The 13,500-nt window shown below is 65.3% G+C and carries 8 protein-coding genes; 4 read left to right on the forward strand and 4 right to left on the reverse strand.

Annotation, left to right across the window (positions count from 1 at the left end; translation table 11 throughout):
• Positions 1-174: 174 nt before the first annotated feature.
• A complete protein-coding gene (locus ACK41V_RS21690) occupies positions 175-1,572 on the reverse strand; it encodes an ATP-binding protein (RefSeq protein WP_409785484.1) in 1,398 nt (465 codons plus the stop codon).
• Entirely contained in the window at positions 1,569-2,333 is a 765-nt protein-coding gene (gene ompR, locus ACK41V_RS21695) for a two-component system response regulator OmpR (protein ID WP_409785486.1), read from the reverse strand. The genes ACK41V_RS21690 and ompR overlap by 4 nt, the downstream gene beginning before the upstream one ends.
• Before the next feature lie 249 nt (positions 2,334-2,582).
• Here ompR and ACK41V_RS21700 point away from each other — a divergent pair, with 249 nt between their 5' ends.
• Positions 2,583-3,551: an alpha/beta hydrolase gene (locus tag ACK41V_RS21700; RefSeq protein WP_409785488.1), complete on the forward strand. Its 969-nt coding sequence runs from the start codon at positions 2,583-2,585 to the stop codon at positions 3,549-3,551.
• Positions 3,552-3,618: 67 nt separating this feature from the next.
• Here the strand turns inward: ACK41V_RS21700 and uvrA are convergent, their stop codons facing one another.
• On the reverse strand, positions 3,619-6,681 hold the full coding sequence (uvrA, locus tag ACK41V_RS21705; protein WP_409785489.1) for an excinuclease ABC subunit UvrA: 3,063 nt from the start codon (positions 6,679-6,681) through the stop codon (positions 3,619-3,621).
• 250 nt (positions 6,682-6,931) lie between these two features.
• Here uvrA and cysC point away from each other — a divergent pair, with 250 nt between their 5' ends.
• From cysC to ACK41V_RS21720, 3 genes are read left to right on the forward strand one after another with little or no spacing between them, the layout of a single operon-like run.
• Positions 6,932-7,558: an adenylyl-sulfate kinase gene (gene cysC / locus ACK41V_RS21710; RefSeq protein WP_409785491.1), complete on the forward strand. Its 627-nt coding sequence runs from the start codon at positions 6,932-6,934 to the stop codon at positions 7,556-7,558.
• Between the two features lie 13 nt (positions 7,559-7,571).
• Complete coding sequence (locus ACK41V_RS21715; protein WP_409785493.1) at positions 7,572-8,429, forward strand: sulfotransferase; 858 nt, start codon at positions 7,572-7,574, stop codon at positions 8,427-8,429.
• Positions 8,426-13,066: a DUF4347 domain-containing protein gene (locus tag ACK41V_RS21720; RefSeq protein ID WP_409785494.1), complete on the forward strand. Its 4,641-nt coding sequence runs from the start codon at positions 8,426-8,428 to the stop codon at positions 13,064-13,066. The genes ACK41V_RS21715 and ACK41V_RS21720 overlap by 4 nt, the downstream gene beginning before the upstream one ends.
• A gap of 96 nt (positions 13,067-13,162) precedes the next feature.
• Here the strand turns inward: ACK41V_RS21720 and ACK41V_RS21725 are convergent.
• On the reverse strand, positions 13,163-13,500 hold a 338-nt coding region (locus tag ACK41V_RS21725; RefSeq protein WP_409785496.1), incomplete at its 5' end, for an IS30 family transposase.

Genomic DNA, 13,500 nt, shown 5'->3' on the forward strand with positions numbered 1-13,500 from the left:
TGCTGGTAATTCTTCTTTGACATCTTGGCCTCAATTCTCGGTGTTGCACTTCAGAATTGAGGCCGCCAAGCGCTAGCGGCCATTTTCATTCAAATTCTGCGTCCGTTGCCTCTGCGCGGCGCAGTGCGGAGCGGTGGAGGCACCCGACACCCGGCAGCCCGCTCGCTCATCCGCTCACGCAGTCGAAGGCTCACCGCCCGCCAGCGGCAACACCAGCCGCGCACGCAGCCCCTGGCCGGGCGCGCTGTGCAATTCCAGCGCCCCTCCATGGGCGTGCGCCACACGCTCGGCAATCGCCAGCCCCAGTCCGGCCCCGGGGGCCCCCGCACGCGCCGCACCACCGCCGCGCGCGAAAGGCTGGCGCATGAAGTCCAACTCGTTGGCGTCCATGCCGATGCCGTGGTCGGCCACTTCGATCCACACCTGCTGCGCACCGCCGCCCGTGCGCAGCGCCACCGGGGCGGCGCCATGGCGCCAGGCGTTTTCCACGAGGTTGTCCACGGCGCGGCGCAGGGCCTGGGGGCGCACGGGCACGTCGGGCAGGGCACCCAGCTCCAGTTGCAGCGCGCGGCCATGGTCGGCCTGTGCTTCGGCCACGGCCTGGGCCAGGTCGTTGAGCGATGCGGTGATGGGCGCTTCTGTCTCACCACTGCGTGCGAATTGCAGGAACTGGCCCACGATGCCGTCCATCTCGTCGATGCTGCGCGCCATGCTGGCCGCGAGCGGCGCATCGACCTGCGCCCCGGCAATCTCCACGCCCAGGCGCAGTTTGGTCAGCGGCGTGCGCAGGTCGTGCGACACGCCCGCCAGCATCAGCGCGCGCTCGTGGTCGGCAGCGGCCAGGCTCTGGGCCATCTGGTTGAAGCTGCGGCCCACGGTGGCGATTTCTTCGGGGCCGGCCTCGGGCAGCACCGCGGGTGTCTGGCCCTGCGCGAGCTGCCGCGCTGCCACCACCACCTGGGCCAGCGGCCGGTGGATGTGCCGCTGCAGCCACCACGCGCCCAGCAGCGCCAGCAGCATGCTGACCAGCGTGGCCATGAGCCAGGCGCCGGTGAACTCGCGGGTGGGGAACACGCTGGGCAGGTTGAGCCAGTAATTCTCCGCCGCCCCGTCGGCGCCTTCGTGCACCACGCGCAGGGCCAGCATGCCGGTGCTGTCGCGGCGCCATAACGGTTGCGGCAGCTGCGGGCTTTGTGTTGCCGCACCGTCCGCACCAAGACGGCGCGACACGGCCAACACAAACTGCCGCTCCATGGGCGACAGCAGCGCACGCCGCGCTGCGCTCTCCGGCGCCACAGGCGGTGCGGACAACACGGCCTGCCGGTTGAACGCCTCGACAAACGCCACGCGCTGCGCCGGGGGCAGCGCCTGCAGCCCCGCCCGCAGCGCAGCCACGTTGCGCGCCACGCCATCGGCCACCTGCACCACGCGGGGTTGGAAGATCATCTGCCGCACCAGCACCGCCGCCACCAGCTGCCCCAGCACGATGAGCACGGCCATCAGCAGCAGGTTGCGCCCGAGCAGGCTGCGCGGCCAGAGCCCCCAGCGGCGGGTGGTTGCGGAGGCCGTCATGGCTGGCGCCCCCCACCGGGGGCAGCGCCATCGGGCACAAACACATAGCCCACGCCCCACACGGTGCGGATGTGGCGCGGCTGGGCCGGGTCGGCCTCGATGAGCTTGCGCAGGCGCATCACCTGCACGTCGATGCTGCGGTCGGTGGCGGTGTGGTCGGGCCCATAGGCCAGGGCGATAAGCCGGTCGCGTCCCAGGGGCCGGTGCGGTTGTTGCGCCAGCGCCTGCAGCAGCGCGAATTCGCCGGTGGTCAGGGGCACGTCCTGCGCACCGTGGTCATCGTTCCCATCGTTGCGCTCCAGACGGCGCTCCTCCAGCCACAGCGTGAAAGCGCCAAACACAATGCGCCCACCCGCCTGGCGCGGCCCGGTGTGCGCGCCCAGCACACGCTGGCGGCGCACCATGGCCTGGATGCGGGCCAGCAGCTCGCGCGGGTTGAAGGGCTTGGGCAGGTAATCGTCGGCGCCCATCTCCAGGCCGATGATGCGGTCCACTGGGTCGCCCCGCGCGGTGAGCATGAGGATAGGAATCGTCTCGCCCTGCGCACGCAGGCGGCGGCAAATGGCCAGGCCGTCCTCGCCCGGCATCATCACGTCGAGCACCAGCACGTCAAACCGCTCGCGCTGCAGCAGCACATCGAGCGGGCCCGCGCCATCCACCGTGCGCACGGTGTAGCCCTGGTCGCTGAGGTAGCGCTGCAGCAGCGCGCGCAGGTCGGGTTCGTCATCGGCGACCAGGATTTTGGCGAGGGTGTTGGTCATGGAACGAAGAGGGTTCTTGGCAGCCTAGCAGGGCGCAGGCCCGATGGTACGGCGCACCCCACCAGGCCCGGCCCCGCGCTCCGCCGCCTCCGGGTCGGGGTGGTGACAGCCTGTGACAACCGCCTGCGCGTTTGTCATGCTTTGTCATGCCTTGGCGCCACGCTGCAACGATTCGCACCTCCACGGATGCGACAGTGGCAGGCATCGGCCCAGAGCCGCCACCACAACCCCTCTGCAGGAGTTTTGTCCATGCCCGCTGCCCGCCGCGCCTTCTCCTCCCTCGCTGCCACGGCCACTTTGGCCCTTGCCGCCACGGCCTGCGCCCAGGCCCAGCCGTCCGATGCGCCCCAGAGCGGGCGCCTGCGCGCACTCATCGCCCAGAAGCAGGCCCAGGCGCAGGCCACCGCCCTGCCCACCGGCGTGCAGCGCATCGCCGATGTGCCCTATGGCAGCGACCCGCGCCAACGCATGGACGTGTACCTGCCCACCCCGTCCTCCTCCACGGCCAGCGCCGTGCGGGCGCCGGTCATCTTCATGGTGCATGGCGGCGGCTGGCGCCATGGCGACAAGGCCATGGGCCGCGTGGTGCAGGAGAAGGTGGCGCGCTGGGTGCCCAAGGGTTTTGTGCTGATCTCGGTGAACTACCGGCTGCTGCCCGACACCCCCGTGGCCCAGCAGGAGCGCGACGTGCAGGCCGCGCTGGTGGCCGCGCAGCAGCGTGCCACCACCTGGGGCGCAGACCCCAGCCGCTTCATCCTCATGGGCCACTCGGCAGGCGCCCACCTGGTGGCCTTGCTCAACGCCCGCGCGCCGCAGGCCCTGCGCGAAGGCGCCTGGCCGTGGCTGGGCACGGTCTCGCTGGACAGCGCCATGATGAACGTGCCCGCCCGCATGCGCGCCCCGCACCTGCCGCTGTACGACGACGCCTTTGGCGCTGACCCGGCTTATTGGGTGGCCATGTCGCCCTTCCACCAATGGACGGCGGGCGCTCCGCCGATGCAAATGGTGTGCTCGGCCCAGCGTGCGGACGACCCTTGCCAGCAATCCGATGCCATGGCCCGCCACGTGCGCAACCAGGGCGGCCACGCCGAGGTGCTGCCGCAGGACCTGGACCATGGCGAAATCAACGCCCAACTGGGCCTGGACAGCGACTACACCCGGGCCGTGGAGGTCTTCATGGGATCGCTGGACGCTGAGGTGGCCCGTCGCCTGCAGTGATGCAGCGGTAATTTGCTACCAAATCAATAGCTGCTAGCGCTTTATAGATAAGCGCTAGCAGCCATTTTCATTCATATTTCGCCTGCAGGTAGGGCGCCAGATACCGCCCCGTATGGCTGGCCGGGTTGGCCGCCAGCTCCTCCGGCGTGCCTACACCCACCACGGTGCCGCCGCCCGCCCCGCCCTCGGGGCCCATGTCGATGAGCCAGTCGGCGGTTTTGATGACATCGAGGTTGTGCTCGATGATGACGATGGTGTTGCCCGCGTCGCGCAACTGGTGCAGCACCTTCAGCAGCAGGTCGATGTCGGCAAAGTGGAGGCCGGTGGTGGGCTCGTCCAGGATGTAGAGCGTGCGGCCGGTGTCGCGTTTGCTCAGCTCCTGTGCCAGCTTCACACGTTGCGCCTCGCCGCCCGACAGCGTGGTGGCCGCCTGGCCCAGGCGGATGTATGACAGGCCCACATCCAGCAGCGTCTGCAGCTTGCGCGCGATGGTCGGCACGTCCTTGAAGAAGGCGGCGGCGTCTTCCACCGTCAGCTCCAGGATCTGCGCAATGTTCTTGCCCTTCCACAGCACTTCCAGCGTCTCGCGGTTGTAGCGCTGGCCATGGCAGATGTCGCAGGGCACATACACGTCGGGCAGAAAGTGCATCTCCACCTTCACCACGCCGTCGCCTTGGCAGGCCTCGCAGCGGCCCCCGGCCACGTTGAAGCTGAAGCGCCCGGGCCCGTAGCCACGTTCCTTGGCGGTATTCACTTCGGCCATCAGTTCGCGGATGGGGGTGAACAGGCCGGTGTAGGTGGCCGGGTTGCTGCGCGGCGTACGGCCGATGGGGCTCTGGTCGACGTTGATGACCTTGTCGAAATACTCGATGCCCACGATCTCGTCGTGCGCGGCCGGCTCTTCGTGCGCGCGGTACAGCTGGCGGGCCACGGCCGCGTACAACGTGTCGTTGACCAGCGTGCTCTTGCCCGAGCCCGACACGCCCGTCACGCAGGTGAGCAGCCCCACCGGAAAGTCCACCATCACGTTCTTCAGGTTGTTGCCCGTGGCACCAGCCACCCGCAGCGCCTGCAGGGCGCCCTGGCGTGCGTGGTGCTCGGCCATGCGCTCGGCGCGGCGCTTGCTGGCTTCGGTTTGTGGAAAGCGCGATTTGGTCTGGGCCTTGGCCTCCACCACGGGAGCGGCCTGCTCCAGCACCGGCAGCCAGGGCGTGCGGCGCCGGGGCACGGCAATCGAGCGCACGCCCGACAGGTACTGGCCCGTGAGCGACTGTGTATTGCCACGCACTTCGTCGTACGTGCCCTGCGCCATCACGCGCCCGCCGTGCACACCCGCGCCGGGGCCCATGTCGATCACGTGGTCGGCGGCGCGCATCATGTCTTCGTCGTGCTCGACCACGATCACGCTGTTGCCAATGTCGCGCAGGTGTTTGAGCGTGGCGATCAGGCGGTCGTTGTCGCGCTGGTGCAGGCCGATGCTGGGCTCGTCCAGCACATACATCACACCCGTCAAACCCGAGCCGATTTGTGACGCGAGGCGGATGCGCTGCGCTTCGCCGCCGGAGAGGGTCTCTGCGCTGCGGTCCAGGCTCAGGTAGCTCAGGCCCACGTCGTTCAGGAACTGCAGGCGCGTGGCGATCTCGCGCACCACCTTGTCGGCGATCTCGGCCTTGGCGCCGGTCAGCCTCAGGTCGTTGAACCAGGTGTGGGCGGTGTTCAATGTGGCGTGGCTCACTTCAAAGATGGCGCGGGCCTGCTCGCCCTCGCCCAGCCGCACGTGGCGGGCTTCACGGCGCAGGCGCGTGCCGTGGCATTCGGGGCAGGGCTGTGTGCTGCGAAAGCGCGCGAGGTCCTCGCGCACCACCACTGAATCGGTCTCGCGGTAGCGCCGCGACATGTTGGGGATGATGCCTTCGAAGGGGTGCTTCTTGGCATACACCTTGCCCTTGGAAGCACCGCTGTCCATGATGTAGCTGAAGGCGATTTCTTCCTCGCCCGAGCCGTGCAGGATGGCGTGCTGCACCGACGCGGGCAGCGATTCAAACGGCGCCTCGATGCTGAAGGCGTAGTGCTTGGCCAGGCTCTCGAGCATCGCAAAGTAGTAGCCATTGCGCCGGTCCCAGCCCTTGATGGCGCCGCTGGCCAGGCTCAGCGTGGGGAAGGCCACCACACGCGCAGGGTCGAACACATCGCGCTGGCCGATGCCGTCGCACGCCGGGCATGCGCCCATGGGCGAGTTGAACGAGAACAGGCGCGGCTCCAGCTCCGGCAGCGAATAGCTGCACACGGGGCAGGCGAACTTGCTGCTGAACAGGTGCTCTTGCCCCGTGTCCATCTCCAGCGCCAGCACGCGGCCATTGCCGTCGTGCCCGCCCACGCGCAGCACCGACTCGATGCTCTCGGCCAGGCGCTGCTGCAGGTCGGCCCGCACCTTGATGCGGTCGATCACCACGTCGATGTTGTGCTTCTCGGTTTTCTTGAGCGCGGGCAGGTTTTCGTGTTCGTAGATCTGGCCGTCTACCCGAAAGCGGACGTAGCCCAGCGCCTGCATCTGTGCGAACAGGTCGGTGAACTCGCCCTTCTTCTCGCGCGCCACGGGCGCCAGCAGCATGAGCTTGGTGTCCTCGGGCAGGGCCAGCACGGCATCCACCATCTGGCTCACCGTCTGCGCGGCCAGCGGCAGGTTGTGGTCGGGGCAGTAGGGCGTGCCTGCGCGGGCATAGAGCAGCCGCAGGTAGTCGTGGATCTCGGTCACCGTGCCCACGGTGGAGCGCGGGTTGTGGCTGGTGGCCTTCTGCTCGATGGAAATCGCGGGCGAGAGGCCTTCGATCAGGTCCACATCTGGCTTGTCCAGCCGCCCCAGAAACTGCCGCGCATAAGCCGACAGGCTCTCCACATAGCGCCGCTGGCCTTCTGCATACAGCGTGTCGAACGCCAAGCTGGACTTGCCCGAACCCGACAACCCCGTGATCACCACCAGCTGGTTGCGCGGGATGTCGAGGTCGATGTTCTTGAGGTTGTGCGTGCGCGCGCCGCGGATGCTGATGCGCTGCTCGCGCAGGGCCTGGGCCAAGTGGCGGCCTTCGTGCTCCGATAGAGGTTTTTCGGGGAAGTTGTCGGAAGACGGCATCGGCCAAGCCTGAAAAAAGTCGAACCCGCCATGATAGGTCAACGCCCATACCCACGGACAACCCCCGCGCTCCACACCGAGCCCAAACTCCAAAGCACCGCAGTTCATTGGTTCACAAATGTTTTCAATTCCCTTAGGATGCACACTTGCTCAGTGCATCTTTTGGGCCCCGGTCGAGGCTGGTAGGGCGCAGGTAGCTGCCATTTTTATAGCAGCAGAAGCAATCCCGTAACAATTCCGCCTCCCACGCATGCCACAAAGCCGTTCCCCTGCTCCCCCTGATCTCCATACGCAGCCGTTTTCCGTTACCCGCGCGCAACGCGAAGGTCTGCATCGGCATGCGGGCCGGGCCGTGTGGCTGACGGGGCTATCGGGCGCTGGAAAATCCACCACTGCAAATGCACTCGAATCTGCCCTGCATGCCCAAGGGCGGCGCACCTATGTGCTGGATGGGGACTACATCCGCAACGGATTGAACCGCGACCTGGGTTTTGGCGAGCAAGACCGCAACGAGAACATTCGCCGCGTAGCCGAAGTTGCTCGCATGTTCGTGGACGCAGGAACCATCGTCATTGCGGCTTTCATATCACCACTGCGGGCTCAACGCGAGGCGGCAAGATCCTTGTTCGCACCCGGTGATTTCCTAGAAGTTTTTGTGAGTACGCCCCTGGCTGTTGCCGAGACACGCGACCCCAAGGGCCTCTACCGAAAGGCCCGCAACGGGCAGTTGCCGCAATTCACGGGTGTCGACGCGCCCTACGAGCCTCCGCTGAACGCTGAACTGGTACTGCCGGCACACCTGTGGAGCACTGAACAGTGCGTGCAAGCCCTCATGAAACTGCTGGACACAGCTCCTGGTTCTTCCCTGCCCGCCTGATTGCCCCAGAACAATGTCCCCACAGCTGCACTTCATCTCTGGTCTACCGCGCGCTGGCTCCACGCTGCTGGCTGGCATCCTGCGGCAAAACCCGCGCTTTCACGCTGCCATGAGCAGCCCCGTCGCAGGGCTGATCAACGGCGCCCTGGAGCAAATGGGGGCGGGTAGCGAGTCTTATTCATTCTTTGACGATGCGAAGCGCAGGAACATCTGTCGCGCGCTCATCGACGCCTACTACACAGACAAGCTCCAACCCGTGATCTTCGATACAAATCGCCAGTGGACAGCGCGCATGCACCAGCTCGCTGCACTGGTGAGCGACTTCAAGATGATCTGCTGCGTACGCAATCCGGCTTGGGTCATGGACAGCTTCGAGGTCATCCACCGCAAGAATCCGTTCGACTACAGCCGCATGTACAGCGCAGGCGGAAGGCAGACGGTGTACTCGCGCTGCGAGGTCATGATGTCTGCTGGCGGTCCTGTAGGCAGCGCCTGGACAGCGCTCAAGGAAGCCTACTACGGCGACCTATCAGACCGGCTGTTGCTGGTGGACTATGACCTCCTCACGCAGCACCCCCAGCGCACCCTGGAGTTGATCTACCGCTTCCTCGGCGAGGAGTCGTTCCAGCACGACTTCGACAACGTCGAATATTCAGAGAACGAGTTCGACCAGAACATTGGCGTCAAAGGCCTGCACGACGTCAGGAAGAAGGTCGCTTTCAAGCAAAGGCGCAGCATCCTGCCCCCGGATTTGTTCGCCAAGTACCAGGACATGGACTTCTGGCAAGACCAGACCGGCACCGCTGCGAGCATCGTCGCCCCGCGCCGCGCCCCTATTCAGAACACGCACATCACCAAGGACACCCCATGAACCGTGCCCTGCTCAGTGGCCTTTCCACGCTGCTGTTTCCCTTTGCAGCCCATGCCGCGGCCACCTCGGCTGGAGGCTACCTGATGCGTGGTGGCTACCAGCCGCGCAGCCATGCGCGTCTGCAAACAGATGCCTTGAGCCCCGTCATCACAGCCCCTCAGAAATCCAAGCCATCGGCCCGACATGCCGCCCCACCACCCGAGGTGACCAGCCTCGACATCGTTCAGCAGCCCGTTGCGACAGAACTGGTGGTGATCGACGGCTCCGTCGCCGACAAGGCCACGTTGTACCGGGGCCTGAAGCCCGGCGTGGTGGCGGTGGAGATCGACCCTTCAATGCCTGGCCTGCCGCAGTTGGCCGATGCCTTGCGCGGCCATCGCAACCTGGCGGCCATCCACGTGGTCTCGCACGCCAGCGCTGGCGTGCTGCTGCTGGGCAACAGCCGCATCACGCCCGACAACGCCCACGAGGAGCTGGCTGCGCTGTCCGCCCTGCGCCAGGCCGTACGCCCTGGTGCAGACCTGCTGTTCTATGGCTGTGACCTGGCCGCCAGTATCGAAGGCGGTGTGCTGCTGGACATCGTTCAGCAACACACCAGCCTTGATATTGCTGCATCGAGCAATCCGACCGGCAGCACTGCACTGGGGGGCGACTGGGACCTGGAAGTTCAACGCGGAAGTATCGAAGCCACTCTGGCGTTTTCAGACAAAGCGCTCAGGGATTTCTCGAATGTGCTGGTGGCTGGTAACGGGACCAAGGACTTCACAGGCTGGTCGGGCAGTGGAAGCCTGCAGCTCTCCACCACCGATTTCCGTTTGACGGCCAGAGACGGTGCGGGTACTCCGCAAAACGTAGGTATCTACTCACCCGGGCTGTCCTACATGCTCAATGGCGTCGGTCAACCTAATCACTATCTTTACCTTCGAGCCGACGGGACCAACACCACCGCGTTCGAGTTGCTCGGCCTCGAAAGCGGTGAGGCCCTCGGATTTACGACGGAGCTCACGAACGTCCGGATCGTGGGGTATCCACACAATGGCGGGGCTGCAGTGACATCGGCCACGCTGTCAGGGTCTTCAGGCAACCAGACATTCACTTTCGGAGCTGGGCAGCTGAGCGCTTTCACCGGCGTCAAACTGAAGGGCTTCAAGCTCTTTTTTGATTGCGCCAGTGCCTGCAACAACACGGCAACCGACTACCCTGCATTCTTTGAGTTCCGCAATTTCACTATTGCCAACGCCGTCAATACGCCACCACCACCAACAGTTACCAACGGCGCCGTCAGCATCTCTGGCGCGACCGGCACCAGTGGCGCATACAAGATCGGAGACACCGTCACCGCCACTTGGAACAACACAGCCGTGGGGGGGGGCGACAACAACAGCAGCACCATCACCGGCGTGACGATGGATTTCAGCCAGTTCGGCGGCGGCGCTGCGGTGGCGGCAACAAACAGCAGCGGCACGTGGACAGCTACCCACACCATCACGGCAGGCTCCATCGACCTCAACAACCGCAACGTTAGCGTCACCGCCACCAACGCTGACGGCAGCACCACCACGGCCGACACCACCAATGCCGTCGTTGATAGCATCGCCCCCACCGTCACGGACGGAAGCATCAATATCAGCGGCGGCTCGGGCACTGGCGGTGCCTACAGAATCGGCGACACCGTCACAGCTACCTGGAACAACACAGCGGGCGGGGACAACAACAGCGACCCCATCAGCAGTGTGGCCGTGAACTTCAGCCAGTTTGGCGGCGGCGCCGCGGTGGCAGCAAGCAACAGCAGCGGCACCTGGACGGCCACCTACACCATAGTGGCAGGCGCTGTCGCGGCGACCAACCTCAACGTTGCCGTCACCGCAATAGACAACGCCGGCAACACTAATACAGCCAGCGACAGCACCAACGCCACGGTCGACAACATCGCACCATCCGTCAGCAGCATCGTCGTGAGTGGCTCGCCCGGCAGCGGCGACACCAGCATGGCTTTCACGGTGAATTTCAACGAGCTTGTCGGCAATGTGTCGACCGACGACTTCACGCTCGTCGGCGCGGGCTCGGCCTCCGGCAGCATCGCCAGCGTGTCCGCCAGCTCTGGGGCGTCTGTCAACGTGAACGTTAGCGGCATCAGCGGCACAGGCACGCTCAAGATCAATCTGAATGGAGGCACCAATATCGTCGACGGCGTTGGCAACTCCGCGCCTGGGTACAGCAGCGGCAGCACGCACACGGTGAGCATCCTCACCGCTCCTGGCGCCCCTACCATCGGCACAGCCACGCCGGGCGATGCGCAGGCGAGCGTGACCTTCACCGCACCGGGCAACAACGGCGGCTCGGCCATCACCACCTACACCGCCACTGCCAATCCGGGCGGGGCCTTTGGCACGTGCGCCGGACCGGCCGCCTGTACCGCAACCGTGACCGGGTTGGGTAATGGCACGGCCTACACGTTCACGGTGACAGCCACCAATGCCATTGGCACCAGTGTGGCGTCCGGAGCGTCCAACGCGGCAACGCCCAAGGGCAACCAAACCATCACGTTTGCCAACCCCGGCGCTCGGAACTTTGGAACCGCGCCCACGCTGTCAGCCACGGCCTCTTCCAGCCTGGTGCCGACGTTCTCCTCGTCCACCACGGGTGTTTGCACGATCACCAGCGGCGGCACGCTGACCTTTGTGACGGCAGGCTCATGCACGATTGATGCGGACCAGGGGGGCAACGGCGTATGGAATGCGGCCCCCACGGTGGCCCAAACCTTCACCGTGAACGCCATCGTGCCTGGCGCTCCCACCATCGGCACGGCCACTGCAGGAGATACAGAGGCCACGGTGACCTTCACCGGACCGGCTTTCACGGGCGGCGCCGCCATCATCGCTAGCGGCTACACCGTGACTGCCAATCCGGGTGGCGCCACGGCCACGGGCTCCAATTCGCCCATCACCGTGACCGGCCTGACGAACGGGCTTGCCTACACGTTCACCGTCACCGCGACCAACTCGGCCGGCGAGGGCAATCCCTCGGCCGCCTCCAACTCGGTAACACCCGCGTCGCCGCAGACCATCACCTTCGCTAATCCCGGCACGCGGAACTTTGGGACCTCGCCAACACTGACCGCCAGTTCGTCGGCAGGGGGTGGGTATGTTGTGACATTCACCTCTTCAACGGCCGGAGTGTGTACTGTCAGCGGAACTACCCTGACCTTTTTGACGGCAGGCAGCTGCACCATCAATGCGAACCAGGCGGGTGATACCTCGTTTCTAGCTGCTCCACAGGTCAGCCAGACCTTTAGCGTGAGCCCGGTAGTGCCAGGTGCGCCAACCAGCCCGGTCGCAACGGCGGGCGATACCCAGGCGAGCATTGCGTTTGTGGCTCCTGTGAATATCGGTGGTTCGGCGATTACCAGCTACACAGTGACGGTCAACCCGGCGGATGTAGCACCTGTGATCGGTGCCGCCTCTCCAGTGGTAGTCACTGGTTTGACCAATGGGCAGCCGTATACCTTCACCGTGACCGCCAACAACGTTGCGGGTACAGGTGCGGCATCGGTAGCTTCCAACTCGATCACCCCGGCGGCATCGCAGACGATCACTTTCGCCGCTCCCGGCGCGCAGAACTTCGGCACCACGCCGACGTTCACCGCCACCGCCGACTCGGGCCTGACGCCGACGTTCACCTCTTCGACCACGGGGGTGTGCACTATTACGGCTGTCGGGGCGCTGACGTTTGTGACGGCGGGCAATTGCACCATCAACGCAGACCAGGCCGGCAATGGCTCCTATTTGCCCGCTCCACAGGTGAGCCGCACCTTTGCAGTGAATGCGGTGGTACCGGGCGCACCCACCATCGGCACCGCTACCGGTGGCAATGCCGAGGCCACTGTGGCGTTTACTGCACCAGCGTCCGCCGGTGGAGCAGCGATTACCGGGTATACCGTCACCGCCAGCCCCGGAGGTGCGACTGCAATGGGAGCCGCTTCGCCCATCACCGTCACGGGTCTCACCAACGGCACGTCTTATACGTTCACGGTGGCGGCAACCAATTCCGTCGGCCCTGGCGCGCCTTCCGCTGCGTCCAACGCAGTGGTTCCCCGCCTGTTGACGGTCACGGGTATGCCACCTGGGATGGGTGGTGCTGCAACGGCGACCCTTTCTGGCGGCGGACCCACCTGCACGCTCGACCCCACGAGCGGCTTTGCCAGCCTGTCCAACCCTGCCCCTGCAGGCAAGACGATGCCGTATGGGGAATACGCCTTCCAGGCTACCTCCTGCACGGGTACCGTGACCATGGCCATCACCTATCCGCAGCCCCTGCCAGCAGGCACGCAGTTCTGGAAGTTTGGCCCTGCCACCCCTGCCGTTGGTGGCGTGGCCGCGGCATCTACCTGGTTCCAGCTTGGTGGCGCATCTCTCAGTGGTGACCGCCTGACGGTGACCTACACCGTTGCCGATGACGGCGTAGGTGACTCTAACGCCATCCCAGGCAGCATCAGCGATCCGTTTGCCTTGGCAGCCGGCCCTCTCGGGGGCGATGCGGTTGGCATCCCGGTGGATGCACCTTGGGCGCTGGGGCTGCTGTCGGCGGTATTGGGGTTCTTGGGTTGGCGCAGACAGCGGAGCCTGGCCAGAGGGTAAAGGGTGTGCGCCCAAGTAAGCGCCACAACCTTAAAAACAATAGCTGCTAGCGCTTATCCAATAAGGGCGGATTCAAGTCCAAGTGCAACAATAAAGTTAGTGGACTGAATCGGGCTGTTGTGCCAAGCGAGTCAAATGCTCGGCATACACCTCAATAGGCTTGCTCCACCCCAAAGTCATCCTGGGACGGCCATTGAGTTCGTCGGCCACCGCGTCAAGCTGCTCCTGGGTGTACCCACTGAGATCCGTGCCTTTGGCAAAGTACTGACGCAGCAATCCATTGGTGTTCTCGTTGGAGCCTCTCTGCCAGGGGCTGTAGGGATCGCAGAAGTACACCTTCATGCCGGTGTTGCGCGTGAGCTGCTGGTGCTCGGCCATCTCCCGGCCCCTGTCGTACGTCAGGCTCTGACGCATCGGGCTAGCAATGGCATTGA

This window comes from Acidovorax sp. (genome assembly GCF_046291265.1).
Taxonomy (GTDB): Bacteria; Pseudomonadota; Gammaproteobacteria; order Burkholderiales; family Burkholderiaceae_C; genus Acidovorax.